The 21,668-nt window shown below is 57.8% G+C and carries 21 protein-coding genes; 20 read left to right on the top strand and 1 reads right to left on the bottom strand.

What is annotated here, in order from left to right; translation table 11 throughout:
• The first annotated feature begins 179 nt into the window (after positions 1-179).
• The 3 genes from HY868_01575 to HY868_01585 all read left to right on the top strand — a co-directional run bounded on the left by HY868_01575 (position 180) and on the right by HY868_01585 (position 3,188).
• Positions 180-1,259, top strand: a complete 1,080-nt coding sequence (locus HY868_01575; GenBank protein MBI5300797.1) for a VOC family protein — start codon at positions 180-182, stop codon at positions 1,257-1,259.
• Entirely contained in the window at positions 1,256-1,894 is a 639-nt protein-coding gene (locus tag HY868_01580; protein MBI5300798.1) for an alpha/beta fold hydrolase, read from the top strand. The genes HY868_01575 and HY868_01580 overlap by 4 nt, the downstream gene beginning before the upstream one ends.
• Before the next feature lie 187 nt (positions 1,895-2,081).
• Positions 2,082-3,188 (top strand): dienelactone hydrolase family protein, encoded by a 1,107-nt coding sequence (locus HY868_01585; GenBank protein MBI5300799.1) that lies wholly within the window; start codon positions 2,082-2,084, stop codon positions 3,186-3,188.
• A gap of 116 nt (positions 3,189-3,304) precedes the next feature.
• On the opposite strand, the gene HY868_01590 is transcribed toward HY868_01585, so the two are convergent.
• Positions 3,305-3,634, bottom strand: a complete 330-nt coding sequence (locus tag HY868_01590) for a hypothetical protein (GenBank protein ID MBI5300800.1) — start codon at positions 3,632-3,634, stop codon at positions 3,305-3,307.
• Positions 3,635-3,763: 129 nt separating this feature from the next.
• On the opposite strand from HY868_01590, the gene HY868_01595 reads away from it, so the two are divergent.
• The 17 genes from HY868_01595 to HY868_01675 all read left to right on the top strand — a co-directional run bounded on the left by HY868_01595 (position 3,764) and on the right by HY868_01675 (position 21,601).
• Positions 3,764-6,889, top strand: coding sequence for an AAA family ATPase (locus HY868_01595; GenBank protein MBI5300801.1), 3,126 nt, complete (start codon positions 3,764-3,766; stop codon positions 6,887-6,889).
• A 386-nt stretch (positions 6,890-7,275) separates the two neighbouring features.
• Positions 7,276-9,198, top strand: a complete 1,923-nt coding sequence (locus tag HY868_01600; protein ID MBI5300802.1) for a HAMP domain-containing protein — start codon at positions 7,276-7,278, stop codon at positions 9,196-9,198.
• Positions 9,119-9,775 (top strand): response regulator transcription factor, encoded by a 657-nt coding sequence (locus HY868_01605; protein MBI5300803.1) that lies wholly within the window; start codon positions 9,119-9,121, stop codon positions 9,773-9,775. Before HY868_01600 ends, HY868_01605 begins: the two co-directional genes overlap by 80 nt.
• A gap of 155 nt (positions 9,776-9,930) precedes the next feature.
• A complete protein-coding gene (locus HY868_01610) occupies positions 9,931-10,344 on the top strand; it encodes a response regulator transcription factor (protein ID MBI5300804.1) in 414 nt (137 codons plus the stop codon).
• 287 nt (positions 10,345-10,631) lie between these two features.
• Positions 10,632-10,934, top strand: a complete 303-nt coding sequence (locus HY868_01615; GenBank protein MBI5300805.1) for a cytochrome c3 family protein — start codon at positions 10,632-10,634, stop codon at positions 10,932-10,934.
• A gap of 116 nt (positions 10,935-11,050) precedes the next feature.
• Positions 11,051-11,437 (top strand): cupredoxin domain-containing protein, encoded by a 387-nt coding sequence (locus HY868_01620; protein MBI5300806.1) that lies wholly within the window; start codon positions 11,051-11,053, stop codon positions 11,435-11,437.
• Between the two features lie 99 nt (positions 11,438-11,536).
• Positions 11,537-12,937, top strand: coding sequence for a reductive dehalogenase (locus HY868_01625; protein MBI5300807.1), 1,401 nt, complete (start codon positions 11,537-11,539; stop codon positions 12,935-12,937).
• 12 nt (positions 12,938-12,949) lie between these two features.
• Entirely contained in the window at positions 12,950-13,240 is a 291-nt protein-coding gene (locus tag HY868_01630) for a dehalogenase (protein ID MBI5300808.1), read from the top strand.
• Between the two features lie 173 nt (positions 13,241-13,413).
• Positions 13,414-15,501, top strand: coding sequence for a 4Fe-4S binding protein (locus HY868_01635; protein MBI5300809.1), 2,088 nt, complete (start codon positions 13,414-13,416; stop codon positions 15,499-15,501).
• 105 nt (positions 15,502-15,606) lie between these two features.
• Positions 15,607-16,029 carry a copper chaperone PCu(A)C gene (locus HY868_01640; protein MBI5300810.1) on the top strand — a complete coding sequence of 141 codons (423 nt, stop codon included), beginning with the start codon at positions 15,607-15,609 and terminating at the stop codon, positions 16,027-16,029.
• Positions 16,030-16,133: 104 nt separating this feature from the next.
• Positions 16,134-17,339 carry an ABC transporter permease gene (locus HY868_01645; protein ID MBI5300811.1) on the top strand — a complete coding sequence of 402 codons (1,206 nt, stop codon included), beginning with the start codon at positions 16,134-16,136 and terminating at the stop codon, positions 17,337-17,339.
• Between the two features lie 12 nt (positions 17,340-17,351).
• A complete protein-coding gene (locus tag HY868_01650; GenBank protein ID MBI5300812.1) occupies positions 17,352-18,029 on the top strand; it encodes an ABC transporter ATP-binding protein in 678 nt (225 codons plus the stop codon).
• A gap of 170 nt (positions 18,030-18,199) precedes the next feature.
• Positions 18,200-19,312 (top strand): PQQ-like beta-propeller repeat protein, encoded by a 1,113-nt coding sequence (locus HY868_01655; GenBank protein ID MBI5300813.1) that lies wholly within the window; start codon positions 18,200-18,202, stop codon positions 19,310-19,312.
• A 29-nt stretch (positions 19,313-19,341) separates the two neighbouring features.
• Positions 19,342-19,728, top strand: coding sequence for a cupredoxin domain-containing protein (locus HY868_01660; GenBank protein ID MBI5300814.1), 387 nt, complete (start codon positions 19,342-19,344; stop codon positions 19,726-19,728).
• 87 nt (positions 19,729-19,815) lie between these two features.
• Positions 19,816-20,055, top strand: coding sequence for a zinc ribbon domain-containing protein (locus tag HY868_01665; protein ID MBI5300815.1), 240 nt, complete (start codon positions 19,816-19,818; stop codon positions 20,053-20,055).
• A 153-nt stretch (positions 20,056-20,208) separates the two neighbouring features.
• Positions 20,209-20,805: a 4Fe-4S dicluster domain-containing protein gene (locus tag HY868_01670; protein MBI5300816.1), complete on the top strand. Its 597-nt coding sequence runs from the start codon at positions 20,209-20,211 to the stop codon at positions 20,803-20,805.
• The gene (locus HY868_01675; protein ID MBI5300817.1) at positions 20,789-21,601 is read left to right on the top strand and encodes a 4Fe-4S binding protein; all 813 of its coding nucleotides are present in this window, start codon (positions 20,789-20,791) and stop codon (positions 21,599-21,601) included. The genes HY868_01670 and HY868_01675 overlap by 17 nt, the downstream gene beginning before the upstream one ends.
• Positions 21,602-21,668: the final 67 nt, after the last annotated feature.

Consider the following 21,668-nt stretch of genomic DNA (forward strand, 5'->3'; position numbering starts at 1 on the left):
CACCGCATCACTGGGCACACCCCAGCGATCGGGATTGAACAGATTGGTCGAGAGTGAAGTAGCGTCATTCTCTAATCAATGCCACAACTCGCTACAATTGTCCAATTTAGAACGCTTGTCTAATCTGACATTGTCAAAGTAGTTACAATGGAATTTGCTCTGGTTTCGCGGAGGATTTGATGACTGTTCTTGGTCTCCACCATATTACATTGGTTTCGTCCAACGCTCAACGCACAGTTGATTTTTACACGCGTGTGTTGGGACAACGCTTGGTCAAAAGGACCGTCAACTTTGACGATCCCGCCAGTTATCATCTGTACTTTGGCGATGAACTGGGTCGTCCTGGGAGCGCCATTACATTTTTCGAATGGCGCGACGCGCCGCGCGGCTATCCAGGCATCGGCGGCACGCATCACTTGGCGCTCCAGGTCGCGGACAACGCGGGCTTGCTCAAATGGAAACGCCGCCTTACCGATCTCGGCATCGCGGTCGAAGGTCCGCTCGACCGGCACTATTTCCACTCGATCTATTTTCGCGATCCCGACGGCGTGATTCTCGAAATCGCGACGCGCGGTCCGGGCTGGACGATTGACGAAGCGCCGGCTCGGATCGGCGAGGCATATCGCGAGCCGCCGCGCGCGATGATCGTTCGCAATCGCGATGAAGCGCGCATTCGCGCGGAAACGTGGCACGCACCGGTCCCACACATCACACCAGAGATGGCGCTCGCGGCGGGAATGCACCACATCACCGCGATTGGTTCGGACATTCACCGGACACACGCGTTCTATGGCGACTTGCTCGGCATGCGGCGTGTCAAGATGACGTCTAACTTCGACGACCCGACATCGGCGCACTGGTACTGGGGCGCTGGCGATGGCAAACCCGGCACACTCATCACGTACTTTGAACGCGACCCACGCAGCGAACCACATGCGCGACTGGGGACTGGTCAAACGCATCATTTTGCGCTCGCGGTGTCGGACGACAACAGCCAACTCGAATGGCGCGAGAAACTCGTACGCGCGGGACTGGGTGTGTCACCCGTGATGGATCGCGTTTACTTCAAAAGCATTTACACGCGCGATCCCGACGGGCACATCGTCGAATTAGCGACGGCCGGTCCGGGTTTTGCGGTGGATGAGGACGCGAGCGAACTGGGTACGCATCTCCGGCTCCCTCCCTGGCTTGAGGAACATCGCGCCGACATCGAAGCGAATCTGCAACCGCTCGCCGCCGACGCGTTGGAACCGGCATGAGTCCCTCGCTTCATCGAGACGAACCGGTTTTCATCACCGGCGCACCGCTCGACCGCGCGCGCATCGCGATGATTCTCATGCACGGGCGCGGCGCGTCGGCGCAAGACATTCTCACGCTTGGAGACGAATTCGCGCGTGCTGATGTTGCCTATCTCGCGCCGCAAGCGGCAAACCAGACCTGGTATCCGTTTCGCTTTTTCGAACCCATCGAAAAAAACGAACCGTGGCTATCGTCGGCGCTCGCGGTGATCGGAGACCTGTTGGCGCGCATCGCCGCGTCCGGCATTCCCGCCGAACGAACCGTACTCGCCGGATTTTCTCAAGGCGCGTGCCTCGTGGCTGAATTTGCGGCGCGTCACGCGCGGCGATACGGCGGCGTCGTCGCACTTTCCGGTGCGCTGATCGGACCGGATGGCGTCACGCGCCCTACCACCGGCACGCTCGACCAGACCCAGGTTTTCCTGGGATGCGGCGAGGACGATATTCACATTCCTAAAGAACGCGTCCTCGCAACCGAACGCACTTTGCGCGCGCGCGGCGGGAATGTGACCACGCGGTTTTACTCCGACGTGAGACACACGATATACGCCGACGAGATCGAATTCGTCCGTGCAATGTTAGAACAAATCGAGTGACGATTTGACACAGCAGGACTCGAAGTCTAACAACTTTCTTACGGCGATCCAAAACGAATTTGCTATAATCCTGGATGTTCTTACGACACCCAGTTTTTTCGAGACCTTCTGACATCATCTGCCATCGAGCTTTTCAGGCGCAATTGATGCGCACCAAAATAAAACCCAGGAGAGAAGGAGGACAAGAATGAGTAGCCAGACGCCCCCCATTCCCCCCAGTCCCACGACCGGCGGCGACGATAGTTTGCGTAACTATCTCGTGACCGAATTCGTCGAGGACTATCAAGAAGGGCACATCACGCGCCGCGACGCGATTAAAAAACTCGCCGCGATTTTTGGCAGCGCCGCGTTCGCGACGAATTTCCTTGCCGCGTGCGCGCCTGCACCGACTGCGGTGCCACCGACCGCGATGCCGCCGACCGCGATGCCGCCCCCCACGACGGCACCTACCGCGATGCCGCCCACCGCGATGCCACCTCCCACGACAGCACCTACGGCGATGCCACCCACCGCGATGCCGCCTACCGCGACGGCGACTCGCGCCGCGACAAGCGCGGCAACGCCTGCGCCAACCGGAAATCCGGTAACCATCAATCCGAACGACCCAGACATCGAAGCCAGGATGGTCGAGTACGACAGCAAGACGTTCAAGATTGCGGCGTACCTCGCCAAGCCAAAGGGCAACGGACCTTTCCCCATCGTTCTCGTGTGCCACGAAAATCGCGGCTTGCTCGAGCACATCAAAGACGTCGCGCGCCGCTTTGCCAAAGCCGGTTATGCTGCGCTCGCGGTGGATTTGCTTTCGCGTGATGGCGGCACGGAAAAAGTCGGTGCGAATGTGCCAGGCGTGTTGGGCAATGCGCCACCAACCCAGTTCGTCGAAGACTTCCAAGCGGGTCTCAAGTACATGCAAGCGCAAACCTTCGTCGCAAAAGATAAAGTGGGAATGACCGGCTTTTGCTTCGGCGGCGGCATCACATGGCGCTGTGCGACCCAGATGCCGGAATTGCGCGCGGCGGTTCCATACTATGGACCGAACCCGCCGCTCGAAGACATCCCCAACATCAAAGCCGCGGTTCTCGCCATGTATGGCGGCACGGATACGCGCATCAATGCGGGCATCCCAGCCGTCGAGGACGCGTTGAAGAAGGCAAACAAGACGTTCGAGAAGATCATTTACGACGGGGCGGGGCACGCGTTCAACAACGATACCGGCGCAAGTTACAACGCGAACGCCGCTAAAGATGCGTGGGCAAAGATGCTCGCGTGGTTCGACAAGTACGTGAAAGCGTAATCGCGTATGAGAACGCTCCGGCGAGCGTTCCCTACCCAGTCAGTGATCCTACGTAGGGCGCGGACGCCGTTCCGCGCCAATCAAAAGGGGCGACCTGCTCGGTCGCCCCAAATTTTTCAATTCAGACTGAGGAACGGTTTCAATTTCTCCAGGATCGCCGGCTCGTCTCCCGCGCGATAGATGGCGCGTTCTCCGTTGCCACAACTCAGCGCGATCAATTTCGCCAGCTCCCGAAAGCACGAACATGGTTCGAAGCGGCGCGCTTGCGCTTCGGTTTCCCACAGCGTAAATACGCGCACCTCATCCGCCGCGTGATTCACTGCGAACGACGCATCCTTCCAGCCCGGTTGCTCCTGCAATTCCGGTAAAACCGATTCGCGCCACACACGCGTTGCTTCGCCGATCCGATGACTGGACAATCGCAAGTGAATCATACTTACGTACATTCTCGCCTCCCTCGAACGCGGTATCTGAGATCGTGTCGGTCTCTTGCGCATAGTTTACACTCAAACGCGTCGCTTTGCCAGTCCGGAAACTGCTCACTTTTTGTTCACGCGTAGCGACTCGACAGGCGCGTGGCAATCCGCTATAATTCGATCATGCCCATTACGCGATTGTATTTTCTTGGAACGCCGAAACTCGAACTCGATGACGTACCCGCCGACATCACGTCGGTCAAATCCATCGCGCTGCTCGCCTTGCTCGCGATGCAACGCGAGCCGCTCGCGCGCGAGCGCATCCTGGGAATGTTGTGGGCGGAAAGCGCAGACGACGCCGCGCGCAAAAATCTACGTAACGCGTTGTGGAGCATTCGCAAAGCACTCGGCGAGGACGTTATCCGCGCTGACGACGATCACCTCTCGCTCGGTGAATCCGTGTGGGTGGACGCGCGCGAGATGGAGCGGATAGCGGATAGCGAATGGCAAATCGCAGATGGCAAATCGCAGATAGCAGATGTGTCATCTACCATTCGCCTTTCGCCATCCGCTATTGCGCTTTATCGCGGCGAATTTCTCGACGGCATCGCGTTGAGCGACGCGCCGGAATTTGAATTGTGGTTGACTGGCATCCGTGAACGTTTGGCGCAAGCACATTTGCGTTTGCTCGCCGCGCTCGTCGAACAACAACGCGCACGCGCGGATTGGCGCGAGGTCATCACGACTGCGCGCCGCGCGCTCGCCCACGATAATTTACAAGAGCCGATGTATCGCGCGTTGATGCACGCGCACGCGCAACTCGGCGAGCGCGCGGAGGCGCTGCGCGAGTATGACGCGTTGCGAGCCGCGCTCGAACGCGAACTGGGCGTCGCGCCGTTGCCAGAAACCGACGCGCTGCGCGACGCGATTGTTGCCGGGACTATTCGCGCGAGCGAGCCGCCTCAGCCCAGCCCCCGCGCGCGCATATCGCGCGCCGCGCCGTTGCACACTCCACTCGTCGGTCGGCGCGTTGAGATGGACACACTCTCCGATGAATGGAATCTTGTTCAAAGCGGACACACACGCGTCGCAATCATTGTCGGCGAGTTGGGCATTGGCAAATCGCGCTTGTGGCAAGAATGGTCGAGCACCTCCGCGGGCAACGCGCTCGTTCTCGAAACGCGCTGTCTCGATTCGACCCAGTCGCTGCCGTTTGCGCCATTGACGCGCCTGTTTGATCGCGCCGATCTCGCGCGCAGATTGTTCACACCCGCATCGCCCGTCGCGCCGACCTGGCTTGCCGAAGCCGCGCGCTTGTTGCCCGGCATTCGCGCGAACTTGCCATCATTGCCTACGTCCACTCCGCTTTCACCCGAAGAAGAGTGCCTCCGATTGTTCGAAGCACTAGCGCAACTGTTGCTCGCGCTCAAGCAACCGCTCGTGATGTTTGTGGACGACGCGCATTGGGCAGACCGCGCCTCGCTCGACTGGCTTGGCTTTCTCACGCATCGTCTTGCCGATCAACCGCTGTTGCTCGTCATCGCGTATCGTCCCGAGGACGCGCCCGCCGCGCTCTCGCACGTCGTCGCGCGTTGGGCGCGCGAAGGCATTGCGCGCCGGCTCGCGCTCGCGCGTTTGACGCCCGCGGAATGCGCCGCGCTCACCGCGCTGCTCGGCGGCGATCCTGGGTCGATAGAACGCGCGCAAACCCAGAGCGCGGGCAATCCGTACTTTTTGATCGAGCTCTTGCGCGCCGCGCCGAACGATATTCCACCGGCGCTCGGCGAACTGGTGCGCGCGCGGCTCGCCGCATTGCCGGACGCGGCGCAACAAATCGCGCAAGCCGCCGCCGTGCTCGAATCGGATTTCGATCTCGCAATGTTGCGCCGCACGAGCGGTCGCGATGAAGAAGAAACGCTTCAAGCGTTGGATGTGTTGTTGAATGCGAACATTCTCGTCGAGCGACAGAATCAGTACGAGTTCGCGCATCCGCTCGTCGCCGCGATCACACGCGAGGGCATCCACCGCGCGCGCCGTGCGTTTCTACATCGCCGCGCGGCAGAAACGCTCGCCAGTGTGTACGGCGCGCGCGTGCAACCGGTCGCGGGACGCCTCGCCGCGCATTACACCGAAGCGAACGATCCGCCGCGCGCCGCGCGCTTTGCCGAAATCGCGGCGGAGCACGCGCTCGCGCTCGGCGCGCCGGACCAAGCCGCGCAATTTTATCGGCAGGCGCTTGCGAACGAACCGACCCCCGAACGACAGCTAGGACTGGGACGCGTGTTGCAACGCCAGGGCGAACTCGCGGCGGCGCGCGCGTCGTTCGAGGTGGCGAAACGCGAGTACGAACGCGCGGGCAATCTGCGCGGCGCGGCGCGCGCGCAAGTCAATATCGCAGAAACGTATTTTCCAGCCGGACAATTCGCCGAAGGGCAACAGGCGCTCGAACGCGCGCTCAAGTACATGGACACGGACGATGATCCGCTCGCGCACGCGATGGCGCACTTGATGCTCGGCACGGGTCCAACCGGGAATACCTTGCAGACTAACGAAATAGAAAATCATTTGCTCGAAGCCACGCGCCACGCGCAAGAGCACAACCTGCCAGAGATCGCCGCGCGCGGTCAATTTGCCTTGGGTAACCAGCGCGCGGAACGCGGCAACTTGCGCGGCGCGCTCGACGCGTACACGCAATCCATCACGTTTGCGCGCGCGGCGGGAAACGATTATCAAGAAATCCTGGGACACAACAACCTGGCGTACCACGCATTGCTCTTGGGTGAACTCGATACCGCGCGCGAGCACGTCGCGCAAGGATTCGCGCCCGCCGAGGCGCGCGCGTTGCGCGTGGCGTTGCAGTACTTGCACAGCACGCGCGGCGAGATCGCACTCGCGGAAAAAAGATGGCAGGACGCCGAAGATGATTTTCGACGCGGGCTGGTCATCACGGAATCGCTCGGCAATCACGAGCAAGCCGCCAGTTATCGCGCGAATCTCGCGCTCGTCGCGCGCGGGCGCGGCGATTTGGACGCCGCACTGATCGCACTCGAAGAAGCGCGCGATGCGGCAGCGCGGCTCAACGCGCCGCACCTCCAAGCGAAAATCGAACTGTGGCTTGCGGAAGTGTACGCGGAACGCGGCGAACGCGCCGCGTTCGAAGAAGCGCTTGCCCGCGCGGAGGCGCGCCTGAAAGACAGCGGACGCGGCGCGTTGCAGGATTGGGCGCGGCGATTGCGCGAAGACAAAGAGGTTTGGACGCGGACAAACGCAGACAAACGCAGATGAAATATAACTACTCAGCCATCGTGCCATTATCCGCGAATCACGCGAATCTTCGCTAATTTTTTCTTTTCAATCGCGTTATTCGCGTTATTCGCGGATAAATTTGCTCGCTCGTGCGTGCAAGCGATGATGGGCTGAGCAGTACCCATGAAATTCTCATCCGCATGCATCCGCGTTTATCCGCGTCCCAAATTGATTTGTTCGGTTTCAGCACGCGCGATTTAGGATAGAAACCAGACTGAAATTGGACTCGATTTAGACCTGATTCTGATAGGCTTGGTCATGCCGGTTCGATGCCGCGTTGGGCATCCGCCATGACAGTCCCGCTGACGAGTGCCTCCAAAGTGTGTATCGCGCCTTTGGAGGCATTCACGCGTAAAGGACGCTTGATGAAACGATTCAATTTTACGTTCACGCTGATGGCGCGTGTCATCCTGCTCGTTTCGATTGGCTTGCTCTTGATGTTCGGCGGATTTGCGTTTCTGAGTTTGGAAGCCGTGCGCGAAAGTACTGATCGCGCGTTGCAAGAACGGATGCTTCTCGCGCAGATCACCGCCAGCCGCGTGGACGATTTGCTGCAACAAAAAATCACCTCGCTCCAAACCGTGCGGGATGAATCCCCGTTCGACCCCAATCGCGACAATCCAGAAACGCTCGCGCCAATTCTCCATACCTTCGCGCAACACCTCGGCGATTTCGTACAGTACGTCGCGGTAACCGATCGCGAAGGGAATGTGATTCTATCCGAACCGTTGATGCCGGAACTGGTCGGCGCGAATGTGGCTTCGAATCGCTACGCCCAAAAAGTGCTCAAGACCGGTCAGCCGGTCGTGTCCGGTTATTTCGCGCCGGAAAAGGTAGAATCCACCGCGGCGATTTTGGTTTCCACTTCAAAAAACAATGGCACAACGAATGGCGTCATCATCGCCGCGGTCAATCTCAAGCATCCCAGCATCAGTCATCTCCTCGGACCGTTAGGGCTGGGCAAACAGGGCTACGCCGAGATCGTAGATGAAGAAGGTTTTCCGCTCGCCAGCACATCGGAGGAACAATCGTGGCAGAACTGCCGCTATGGTGATCGCTTTGCCAGTTTGATTCGTGATCGCGGCACGGTGGTCGGGCAATGCCACGATTGTCACACCACATCGGCAACTCAGAAAAGACAAAACGGCGTGATGGCGTTTGCCGCGCTCACCACCGCGCCGTGGGGTATCGTCGTCCAACAAGATGAACGCGAGGCGTTCGCGTACACCAAAGAGTTGGAGCATAATCTGTCCTTGTTCGGCGGCGTCGCGTTTTTCATCACCCTCATCGTCGCGTGGCTCTTGACGCGCAGCGTGGTCAAGCCGGTCCAAACGTTGATCGCCGCCTCGCAACACATCGCGGCGGATGACTTGGCGCGACCGATTCCGCGCGTCGGCGGCGGCGAGGTGAGCATCCTGGGAGCGTCGCTGGACACTATGCGCGAGCGGCTGAAAAAATCCCTGGACGAGATCCAGGGATGGAATTCGGAACTCGAACAACGCGTGGAATCGCGCACGCAAGAGTTGGAACAAGCCGAGCAAAGTCGCCGCGAGTTGTTACGCAAACTGGTCGTCGCGCAAGAAGAAGAGCGCCGCGGGTTGGCGCGCGAACTGCATGACGAAACGAGCCAGGCGTTGACCGCGCTCGTCGTCGGATTGGAGACCGCCACGACCGCGCCGGCGGAGTCGGTGGACGTGATGAAAGCGCGGCTGAATCCGATCAAGGCGATGGCGACCGCGATGCTGCGCGAAATTCAGCGCATCATCCACGACTTGCGCCCCGCGATCCTGGACGACCTGGGATTGGTGCAAGCGATAGATTGGTACGCGGAAACGCGCCTCAAAGTGCATGGCATTCAGGTCGGCTTTGAGACCGCGGGCGTCGAAAAACGCTTGCCGTCCGAAGTCGAGACCGTCGTCTTTCGACTCGCGCAAGAAGCCATCAACAATATCGTGCGCCACGCTGGCGCAGAAGCGGTTAGCATCAGTCTGGAATTTGCGGACGATGCCGTTACGCTCGAAGTGGAAGACGACGGTTGTGGTTTCGATCCGGCAACCGCGCTATCCCCCGGAAAAGGGAATGCCACCTTTGGTCTCCTGGGAATGAAAGAACGCGCCGCTCTCTTTGGCGGAATCGTTAGCATCGAATCCAAGATTGAAGAGGGCACGAAAGTGACCGCCAAGATTCCGCTGAAAGGAACGAATGGGAATGGCAAAGATCCGAGTGTTGTTGGTGGACGATCACGCGATGTTGCGAGAAGGACTGAAGGCACTGCTCAGTCTGTGTGAAGATGTTCAGGTGGTCGCCGAAGCATCCGACGGACGCCAGGCGCTCACGGCGGTGCGCGAACATTTACCCGATGTGGTGATCATGGATATGGCAATGCCGGGTATGGACGGCTTGGAAGCGACACGGCGCATCATCAGGGATCGTCCGGAAACCAAGATTCTCGTGTTGAGCCAACACGATAACGAGCGGTACGTGTTGCCAATTCTCCAAGCCGGCGCGATGGGTTATGTGCTCAAGCGTTCGTTCGCCGGTGAGTTGGTCACCGCGATTCGGACGGTTTACCGGGGCGAGTCGTTCGTGCCGCCTTCCATTACCAAGATGTTGTTGGACAATTATCGCCAACACGCCGACAACGGTTCGGAAACGAGCGACGACGTACTGACCGAGCGAGAGAAGGAAGTCCTCAAACTCGTCGCCGAGGGACGCTCTAGTCAGGACATTGCCGAACTACTTGGTCTGAGCAAAAAAACCGTCATGTGCCACCGCGCGAATATCATGACCAAGCTAGGCATTCACAATCGCGCCAGTCTGGTCAAGTACGCCATCAGTCGCGGATTGATCGAGTTGGACGCGTGAAACCCCAGGGAACGCTCGCCGAAGCGTTCCCCATCCACCCCGCGCTACCGACCTCGCACGCAGGGAAAATCTAGGTACTGCCATCTCGAAAACTAGATACTTGTGCCGATTGATGCCACCGCCAGATTGAGTTAAATTAACGGCAGGGAACTTACGTGGCGAAATTGTTGCTGATTGAGCACAACAAGTCGTTAACCGCTTTGATCCAGCACGTATTGCGCGCAGATCAAGGGTTGCAGTTAGTCGGGTGCGCGTCGAATGTTCACCAAGCGTTACAACTCCTCGCGACAACAACTCCGGACTTGATCCTGATAGATGCGCCGCTCCCCGACATTGGTTTTGCCGAGGTGATTCTGCTCGCGCTGGAAAGAGCGCCGACGAGTAAAATCATTCTGCTAGCGGACGATTGGGGCACGCGCTACTTGCGCGCCGCCATACGCTACGGCGTCAGTGGTTGCGTCAGAAAAGACCGGCTCGCCACCGACCTGATCCCGGTTGCCAAACGACTGCTCCACATCTCACTCGCGGAACACCAATACGCTCCCTTCGTCCGCGCCAAAAATAATTGATGCACGTTAACCAACAACCTAAGTTAGTCCAATCTCACTGAGGAGATTTTAACCGCCCAATGTACCAACGAAATCTGCTGAATCCAATATCCTTGATGTTCGTTCTACTGTTCGTGTCATTTGGTGTGATGGCTTGTCAACCCCAGCCCGTTGCCACACCACTCCCGCCGCTCCCCACCGTCCTCGCGACAGAAACCAAACCGGCGCCAGCCCCTACCGTCGCGCCTAAAGTTGAGGCGACCAAACCCGTTGCCAAGCCCGGCGCGATCAAGACAGTCGAAGATATTATGAAGACTGCGCCCGTTTCTCAGTTCATGGATGGCAAACACGTCACGAAAGGGCTGCAGTGCACCGCTTGCCACACAGCGATGCCACCCAAAGGCGCGCCTGAAACCAAGACATGCTTGAGTTGCCACAAGAACACGTACACCGCGATGGCGGAGGTCACGGCGAAGGTAAGCCCAAACCCCCACTCCTCGCACGAAGGTGAAATTCCGTGCGTGGACTGTCACAAAGGGCACGAGCCATTCGTGTATGGATGTGGCAAAGCCGGATGTCACTCCGAGTACTCATCAAACCGTTTCAAGTAACTCTACCCTCGGATCGAAAGGAGTGGTCACAGCACAAGAACCGAACGCAAAACAATCGCCCACCACGCAATGGGCAACATGGCAATCAGGAAATTGAAAAACCAATGGAGGTTATGATGCGGAAATTGATTCTACTCGTTGCAGTTCTAGTTGTGACGATGCTGGTCGTCGCATGCGGCAGTTCCAAGCCTGCCGTGGTCATGGATGAACCAGTCCCTGCCGGCGCTGACGGCGCGCAAATTGTCAATCTGTCTTTCAATACAACCGACATTTCCCCGGCGACCGTGACCGTCAAAGCTGGACAAAAGGTACTCTTTGTCGTCAAGAACACTGATCCAAAAGAGGATCACAACGTCGTCAGCCAAGATTTAGGCATCAAGGAAATTCTCGTCGTTCCCGGACAAACCGCGCGCCGCTTGTGGACGCCGACCGCCAAGCCAGGTGAGTACCCGACCGGTTGCACGATTCACCCCGACATTCGGATGAAGATCGTCGTTCAGTGAACCAGACAGCAGGCGGAGACGGTTCTGGCAAGCCGATTCCCCTAATTGTGGATCATGCGACTTGCCAGCAAATCTCTTCAAAAACCAATGGAGGTTGACATGGCATCGAATTTAACCCGCCGAGAATTTTTGAAAGACCTCGGTTTGCTCGGCGCTGGTGTTACGCTCGCCCCAGCCGCAATTAGCGGCGCCAACATTTTCGATTGGGACAACGAAAAGACGCCCCAGTTGCATCGCCCTAGCTGGGTGAACACATCCAGCTCACCCACGATGGAAATTGACTGGGACAAGATGCAACGCTTTCGCGAGTGGCGCACGACGCGCGGCAGTTTCGCCGAATATGTGGGAAAGGAACGCGACGAGCGGTTGACCAAACTGCAAACCGAAAACTTGGATCGGTTCCTCAGGCAAAACAAACCGGGCTATACGCTCAAGGATCGCGCGCTCGGCGTGGCAACAGGACAAGGCGCGGGCGCACAAGGGTTTCTGCCACCCAAAGACGCGACCACGCCAGACAAACTCGGCGTCGCAAAATGGACCGGCTCGCCGGAAGATGCGGCGATCATGGTGACGGCGGCAATGCGCCACCTGGGCGCGGGCACCGTTGGCTTTGTGGAATTGGATTCGCGCACGACCGAGAAACTAATCTACGCCGAAGACCCGGACAAGAAAGTAATGGAAATCGCGGATGTGGCTCAACCGTCCGAGGACGACAAGAAACGCGTTATTCCGAAAAAAGCGCGCTGGGTGATTGTGTGGACCGTGCCGATGTCGCAAGAGACGATGAAAGCCGCGCCCACCGTGTTGTGCCAGCTCACCACCGGGTTGACCTACACGTTAAATCGCAGCATCCAATTGCGCTTGCAGTACTTTCTCGCCGGGTTGGGTTATCTGGGTCTGGGCGAAGCCAGCACGAACGCGCTCGGCATCTCGCCCGCGCTCGGCACGATGGCGGGCTTGGGTGAAATGTCGCGCTTGAATCGCTTGATCACACCCGAATGGGGTCCCATCACGCGCGTGTTCAAGATGGTCACCGACCTGCCGCTCGCGCCGACCAAACCGATCAACGCCGGCATCATGCAGTTCTGCAAAGTCTGCAAAAAGTGCGCGGATTTTTGCCCGTCCAAGGCGTTGAGTTTCGACACCGAACCGACCTGGCAAACGCGTGGCGGGTGGAACAACCCAGGACACAAGGCGTTCTTTGAAGATTCGACCAAGTGCCGCGCGTATTGGCGGCAGGTCGGCACGAACTGCGGTCTCTGCTTCACCGCGTGTCCGTTCGGCACCAAGAACCAAGCATTCTTCCACGAATTCCGCAACGCACTCGTCTCCGCGACGCCGGTCTTTGACAGCGCGCTCAAGGCGGTGGACGACTGGCTCAACCCAGGTCCCGCGAATCCGGAACTGGGCGATCCCTTCAAGAACCCGGAAGCGTGGTGGAAACGCACCGACTTGCCGATTTACGGCATCAACACGTCTTCGGGTCTCAGTGACATCTAGAGGAGTTACACAATGATGTGGCTTGTTACAGGTGTGATCATTGGCGTCGTGGGTTGGTGGCTCGTCTCCTGGACGCGCGCACACAAAATCGGCGTCACGTGGTACGAATGGTTGCTCGCCGTGCTCGCGCTCGGGCTAGGATTGCTCGCGCTCCAAAACTATTACGCGTTCCTGAGAGAAATGGAACCGAATGCCGCTGTGGTGATGCTGGCGTTGTTGGGAGTGCCGGCGCTGATTCTAGCCGGGCTTGCCGTTTTTCTGGTGTGGTGGCAAGGACGCACAACCAAACCGACCAAAGCATGATCTAACCGATGAAGAAGAAGGTGCGGGCGTAACAACCCGCACCTTCGACTGATTGTACCACACTGGCACTTGATTTTGACTGTTCTTGGACTGCTCACAGACTTCCTCCTCTTATCCTACATCCGAGATATTGAGCGAGGTTGCTTGATAGGACACAACGAGGTGATGCCGCCATGAAGATAAAGCACTGGATCATTGCAATCAGCATTCTGATTCTCATCCTTCTCCCCGCCCCTGCCGTCTCGGTCGCCAAATCAAATTCCAATCGCGTTTTCAATATCCGCGCGCGTTCATTCGAATACACGCCTTCGGTCATTCACGTTCAGCAAGGCGATCGCGTCAAGTTGACGATGACGGCGGATGACGTGACGCACGGATTGATTCTCGATTATTACGATGTCGAACTCGTCGCCGCGCCGCGCCCAGAAAAAGAATCGAGCGTCGAATTTATCGCGGATCGCGCGGGCAAGTTTCGTTTTCGCTGCACCCAGGTGTGCGGTCCGCTCCATCCCTTCATGGTCGGCGAACTCATCGTCGAACCGAACGCGCTGGGCACGCTCTCATTCCCGCTGCTCCTGATTGTCGCCGGTGGCACGCTCGGTTTGTTGTGGGTCGGCAAAAGTCGTCCCGGCATGTTGCCCGAACAACCGTGGCGCTTTGAACTGACCAAGTTTCGCATCGTTCGCTGGTTTGTGGATCAACGCTGGTTTCAGTACTCGTTGATGTTACCGAATTTATTTTTCTTCGTCATCATCATGCTGGCGGCGTTCTTTGGCACGCCGGTCGGCAACGCAAATTTCGCCATCATCTTTGTGTGGATCGTGTGGTGGGCGGCGCTCAAATTGATCCTGATTCCATTGGGCGGTCGCTCGTGGTGCTCAATGTGTCCGATCCCCGCGCCCGGCGAATGGATTGATCACCGCGCGTTCATCAAAAAAGGAAACGAGAAACCGCTCGCCATCGCGCGCAAGAATTGGCCCAAGCAACTCCGCAATCTCTGGACGCAGAACGCGACGTTTCTCGCCGTCGCATTGTTCAGCGCGATCATCCTGACGCGACCCTGGGCAACCGGCGTCGTCTTGCTCGCGTTTTTTATCGGGGCGATCATTCTCTCGTACGTGTACGGTCGGCGCATCTTTTGCCGGTACGTTTGCCCGGTCAGCGGATTCATCGCGCTCTACTCGATGGCAGCGCCGGTCGAAGTCCGCGTCAAAGACCCGGACCTTTGCCGCAAGCACGTCGAAAAAGATTGCGTGTGCGGAAACGAAAGCGGTTATGGTTGTCCGTGGATGGAATATCCCGGCAATCTAAAACGCAATGCGTACTGCGGTCTGTGCACCGAGTGTCTCAAGACCTGCCCGAAAAATAATGTCGGCTTGAACTTGCGTCCCTTTGGCAGCGACTTGTTTATCGCGCAAGGACGCGGCGTGGACGAAGTGTACAACGTCTTTATCATGCTCACCTGCGCGATGGTTTACTCGGCAGTTTATCTCGGCTCGTGGGGCGTGCTCAAGGACTGGGCGAACATCGCGACGATTCCTGGGTTCTTGTTCTACACCGTACTCTTCCTCGCGGCGAACCTCGTCGTCGTGCCGGGCTTGTTCTATCTCGCGGTCTGGCTCGGCAAAGCGTGGGCAGACCAGCGCCTCCCCTCGCGCCAAGAGTCGCTAGCGATTTTGGAACCGCTCGCCCCGGTGCCGGGTCAAATCGCGCAATTCGTGCGCGGATTCGCGCGTCGCAGCAGACCGGCAATCGCTTCGCGCGCGATGGCAATCCAAGCGATGGACGCGCCCGTCCAACGCCCTGTTGCACTGACCCAGGTCGCGGTGGCATCACCGACGGTCGCGACGAAACCCGTCCAACCCAAGCCGGCTCCTGCCAGCGCGTTGCCGCCGCTCAAACAACTCTTTGTGGATTACGGTTATGCGCTCGCGCCGCTCGGCTTGACCGGTTGGATCGCGTTCACAGTGTCGTTCGCGCTGATTGATATTTCGTACGCCATCCCGCTCTTGTCCGATCCGTTCGGCTGGGGGTGGAATTTGTTCGGCACGGCGGGCACACCCTGGATTCGTTTTATTCCGGAATGGGTGCCGTACATCCAAACGCCGATATTGTTGATCGGGATGGCGCTGTCCATCGTGACCGCGTACAAGATCATCGAGCAACGCGTCGCGGATAAAAAGCTCGCGTTCCAGAGCGTTTTGCCGGTCGTCGTCTTTATGGTCGTCGTCATGTTCGTGTTCTTCCAACTGTACGTGTAACATCTGTTCAGCCACACGCTTCGCGTCACGCAGAACCACACGAAAATATTCTGCGTGATTCTGTGCGGTTCTGTGGCGAATAATAGTGCCAGCAAAGCAATCACAATGAAACAAATTTTGTTGATCCTGGGATTCATTTTGCTCGCGTTGGCGGCGTGTGCGCCGGGCAAATTCGCGGTGAGCGAACCCTGGGCGCGTCCCGCATTGGCGAACGGCACCGGCGCGGCGTACTTTGTCATCGAAAATCCGGCGGCACAGCCCGACGCGTTGATCAACGCGACAAGTGATGTCGCCGGGATCGTCGAACTGCACAAGACGGTGATGGCGCAAGGCGACGTGATGCAAATGATGAAAATGGAACGCATCGTCATTCCCGCCAATAGCAAAACCGAATTCAAGCCCGGCGGTTCGCACATCATGCTCATCAACCTCAAACGGGAGCTCAAGACCGGCGATACCTTTGCGCTCACACTTCGATTTGAAAACGCGGGCGAAGTAGTTTTGCAAGTCAAGGTACAAGAAAGATAGTGTATTGCCGAACCCCACCCAGCCCTCCCCTTACCAAGGGGAGGGTAGGGAGGGGTGATTGCTTCGTCGCTGCGCTCCTCCAATAACATCAAGTCCGTGAACAAATGAAACGATTGAGTCTCCCGTATCTCGTCATCCAAAATATCAAACGCCGACCGTATCGCACCGCCGCCATTGTTTTGTCGGTCGCCATCGCGATTGGCACGCTCTTTGCGATCACGCTGACGATGCGCGGCGTGCAGAACAGTTTGCAAGTTGGCTTGGCGCGCCTGGGCGCTGATCTGATCGTCGTGCCGCGCGGGCAACACGTCTCCGCGCAAGAAGCGTTCGTCGTTGGGCAACCCACGACGTTTTACATGAACCAAAGCGTACAAGACCAGGTTGCCAAACTGCCAGGCGTGGAACGCGTCTCGTCCCAGGTTTTCGTCAAGACGTTGACGAACGCGAGTTGTTGCGTCGGCGAATTTTTTCTCGTCAGTTTCGACCCGCGCACTGATTTTACGATCTATCCGTGGCTCACGTCGCATCTCGAAGGACACACTCTGCGTTCCGACGAAATTCTCGTGGGCGACCGCATCCTGTTGTTTCCCGGTGAGACCGCGCTCTTTTACGGCTCTGCTTTCAAAATCGTCGCCGTGTTGGAAGCAACCGGGATGGGCTTGGATCGCACTGTTTTCGTTCCGCTCGACGGCTTGCGCGAGATGATCGCGGCGTCACCCGAACGCGCCGAGCAAGCATTAACCATCGCGCCGAATCAAATCTCGACTGTCTTGGTGCGCGTGGAGCCGGGAACGGATCAGAACAACGTCGCCGAACTGATCGAAAGTAAAATTCCAGATGTCCAAGCGATCACCACATCGCGAATGACCTTCGCCGTCAATCAACAATTTTCCGGTTTACTCCAAATCATCTTCGTCGTCACCGCCAGTTTGTGGATCATGGCGCTCATCGTCATCGCGTTGATTTTCACTCTTAGCGTCAACGAACGCCAACGCGAACTGGGTCTCTTGCGCGCGATGGGCGCGCACAAGCGCTTCGTGCTTCGCCTCATCATCGGCGAAGCGATGCTACTGACCGGACTCGGCGGAGTCATCGGATTGTGTGTGAGCGGCGCGCTCTTGTTAAGTTATCAAGGATTGCTCGAACAGCGTTTGCATATTCCATTTTTGCTTCCTTCCTGGTTCGATGCAACGATGTTGATTAGCGGATTGCTGGGGTTAGCCATCGTGTCGGGCGCAATCGCGTCGTTCCAGCCGGCGTTTCGCATCAGTCGCTTGGAGCCGTATGAAGCAGTTCGCCAGGGCAGTTAAGTGAACAACGTGATTTCACAATCGCAAATCAGTCTACATTCCGTCAGCAAACGTTACCGGCAAGGTGGCGTCATCGTCACCGCGCTCGACAACGTGAATTTGGAAATCCAGTCCGGCGATTTTCTCGTCATTACGGGACGCTCAGGCGTTGGCAAAACAACTCTGCTCAGTGTCATCGGCGGACTGACGTTGCCGACCCAGGGCACGATCATGTTCAACGGCACAAACCTGGGAACGCTCGACGATGTTGCCTTGTCCGCATTCCGCGCGCGCAAGATGGGATTCGTTTTCCAATTCGCCAGTATGTTGCCCACATTGACCGCGCAAGAAAATATCAGCGTTCCACTTTTATTTGCGAATGGAACCGGTAAACCTCAACGCGTTCCAGAACTATTGCGCCTCGTCGGGTTGGAGGATCGCGCGCATCACTATGCGGCGCAATTATCCGGCGGGCAACAGCGGCGCGTCGCGATTGCGCGCGCGTTGATCAATCAGCCGGCGGTCTTGCTCGCCGATGAACCGACCGGCGATTTGGATACGGATACGGAAAAGGAAATTCTTGAGATGTTGCGCGCCTTCAACCAACAAGGGATGACGATCATTCTCGTCACGCACAACCCAGAGTTGAGCGCGTACGGTAATCGGACTGTCCGCATGGAACGCGGTAAACTCATCGAGGCGTCTCAATAATGTGTCGTTCAATTCTCGCAGCTGTTCTGATGTCATTGCGAGGAACGAAGCGACGAAGCAATCTACCTCTCCCAACCCTCCCCTTGCTAAGGGGAGGGCTAGGGTGGGGTTGGGGATTGCTTCAGGCACACCTGCCCTGGCGGGCGGTGCCAGGGAAAACCGCCCTCGCAATGACAGACAGGGTAGAGCGGTTACTAATTCTCATCACGCTTGGTTCGCTCGCCTGGTTCAGCGCGGGTTGCGCGTCCCAGGGACCGGTGTTGTGGACGTTCAAAACCGGACGCGATATTGCCGCCAGTCCTGCGATTGGCGCAAACGGCGCGATTTACTTTGGCTCGCACGATAATTTCTTTTACGCGCTAAATCCGAACGGCACACTCAAATGGAAATTCGCGACGGGCGCATGGGTTCATGGTTCGCCGGCAATCGGCGAGGACGGCACGGTTTACTTTTCATCTTACGACGATTATCTTTACGCGATGACCGGCGACGGTCAACTCAAGTGGCGCGTGCGCTTGGAACGACAAATCGAATCCTCGCCCGCGCTCGGCGCGGATGGCACGATCTACATCGGTGACGACGACAAGCAACTCTACGCGATTACACCGGACGGCAAGATCAAGTGGACATTCAAGACCGGCGATCTCGTCGTCGGATGTCCGTCCATCGGCAAAGATGGCACGATTTATTTTGGCTCCGGCGATAACTGGGTCTATGCGCTCAATCCAGATGGCAGCGTGAAATGGAAATTGGAAACGCGCGGACCGATTTACTCGTCGCCCGCGATTGGAGCGGATGGAGTGATGTACATCGGGTCGAGTGATCGCGGGGTGTACGCGATCAACCCGAACGGGCAAACGCGTTGGCGTTACGAAACCGACGACAAGGTGTACGCGTCACCCGCGCTCGGCGCGGACGGCACGGTCTACGTCGGTTCGCTCGATGGGCATCTGTACGCGCTCAACCCTGATGGGACTCTGCAGTGGAAAACAAATTTCCGCGAATGGATTATCTCGTCGCCCGCGGTCGGGGCGGATGGCACGATTTATTTCGGCGCGTACACGCGCGCGTTGTACGCGGTGAATCCGAAAGGTCAGATGGTTTGGAAGTACGAAGCGGAGCGTTACATTTTTTCTTCACCCACACTTGCCGCCGACGGCACGTTGTACGTTGGCGCGGATGATGGAAAACTGTACGCGCTCAAGACAACGAGTACGGGCTTGGCAGCATCATCGTGGTCCAAGTTTCGCGGTGATGCGCGGAATTCCGGACGGCATTATTAAACCCAGGTCGTCCCAGCAGGAGAATCCTCATGAAAAAAGCAGAACTCATTGGCGCGGTCTTAATCTGGCTCGTTCTTCTTGGAACTCCCGCCGGCGTCTTTGCGTATCAGGCATATCGCGCCAACACGGCGGAATGCCAAACGATCAACATGCGAACGTACGAGAACGGGAATCCCTATCCCAGCCCCATCCGCGTGAAAAAAGGGGAACCGGCGTGCATCAAATTGACAAGCGAGGATGTGACGCACGGGTTTATCATCAGCGATTTCAACGTCAACGCGGGAGAGATTCACGCCGGCAAATGGACGACGATTGTATTCACGCCGACGGAATCGGGCACCTTCAACTATGTCTGCACGATTGTGTGCAGTCCGATGCACTCGCGGGTGCGCGGGCAGATCATCGTGGAGGATTGACTTTGCCTTGCGAAAGTTTGAAGGCGCCAACCCGCGTGAATCGAATTTTGCAACCTTCGCAGGATGGATCGAGTATGTGGAGGACTAATGCTCGCGACGTACGAATATCAATGTGATAAATGCAAATCGCCGTTTCAGGTGCGGCGTGATTGGAATGCCGCCGCGACCGGCGTTCGCTGTCCGGCGTGTCAGAGCGACGCGGCGCATCGCGTTTTCTCGGTGGTAACGACGCTCAGTCGCGGATCGGATGGGGCAATCCGAACGATTGGCGCGAGTCCGTGCAGTACTTGTACCGCATCGCAATGCCGCGGTTGCCAATCGAAATGAGGCAATTGAAATTGTCGCGCGTGCACGTAGGGGCGAAGCATTCGCAGAATGTTGATGCTTGGATAATCGTCCATCGAATGCGATGCGCCTGATTGATGAATCACCGTATGGCGAATGCTTCGCCCCTACACGCCCCTCTCACTGGAGATTGTGTTGTCAAATCATAATCAGCCGCTCAAAATGTCGCGGCGCGATTTTCTCAAATTAGCCGGCGGCGTTGCCGCATTCGGCTTTTCCGCGTTCGTCCTGGTTCCGCAACCGACCTTTCCGCGCGTGTTGCTTCCCGGCGCACTCCTACCCGCCGCGCGCTTTCAAGCCGCGTGTAATCGCTGCGGCAAATGCGCCGCCGTGTGTCCGCACGACGCGATTCGGCAAAGCGCGGATGGACTGCCGTACATTGATGGATTATCCGGTTGGTGCGATTTGTGTATGGATTGCGTCGAGGCGTGCCCGACCGGCGCGTTATTACCCGCCGATCCGCAACAGATCAAACTGGGTGTGGCAGAGATAGACCGCAACCGGTGTATCGCGTGGCTGACGGCTGGATGTCGCCTCTGCTACGAAAAATGTACGAACCTCAAGCAAGCGATTACGATAGACCAAGATTTACGCACGTACGTTGACGAGTCGCGTTGCAATGGATGCGGCGCGTGCGTCAACGTTTGTCCCCAGCCCGACCGCTCAGGCGGAAACATCCGGGCGGGACGCGCCGTCGCCTTGAAAGTGAATCCGAATGATCCCCGAACTTGAGCAACCGATTCAAGCCATCGCGCGTCCAGCAATCAAAAAACGCGCGCAACATGATACCTGGTCGAGATTTCGATTTGTCACAACCGTCAGCGCGATCGTACTCATCGCGCTCGGCGCGGCGACGAATGTTAACATTGGCACGTTCTCGTCATTCAGTCTGGGTCCAGTCACGATTGCGTGTCCGCTCGGCGTCGCGCAAATAATGGCGGCGACGCAATCGTTCATCCCCGCGCTCGCACTCGCCGGACTTGCCGGTGTCTTGCTGACGATTTTGTTCGGGCGCGCGTTTTGCGGTTGGCTGTGTCCGGGACGGTGGCTGTTCAATCACTCGCCGCGCATGGCGAAACAAGGTTGGAAACATCGCGCGTGGGTGCAGAGCGGCGTCATCACCGGCGTGGTCGGTTTGGCATGGGTATTTCACAACCCGGTTTTTTGCATCATCTGCCCGGTCGGTTCGATTTGTCGCGGCGCGGTGGCGCTCGGTGGAGGTGGCAGTATCTTGCCCGCGCTGGGTTGGCTCAGCGCGCTACTCAGCGTCGAGTGGTTCAGCGGACGTTCGTGGTGTCGCGACCTGTGCCCGGTCGGCGCGACACTCAGTCGCATCAGCGCGCTGAATCCGTTCGTCAAAGTAAAAGCGGATTCGGAGAAATGTCGTCCGTGCTTGGCGTGTATGAAGAAATGCCCGGAGAGCGTCAACCTCAGTCAAGCAACCGAGATGTCCACCTGCACAAAATGTTTCGCGTGCCAAGGCGTGTGCCCGCGCGATGCGGTTGAGATCAAACTCATCAACAAGTGAATAATTCACTGCGAAAATCACCCGGTAGAGTGGTGACACATAATTGGTTGCCGCGTATAATTCGCAC

The sequence above is a fragment of the Chloroflexota bacterium genome (genome assembly GCA_016219275.1).
Taxonomy (GTDB): Bacteria; Chloroflexota; Anaerolineae; order UBA4142; family UBA4142; genus JACRBM01.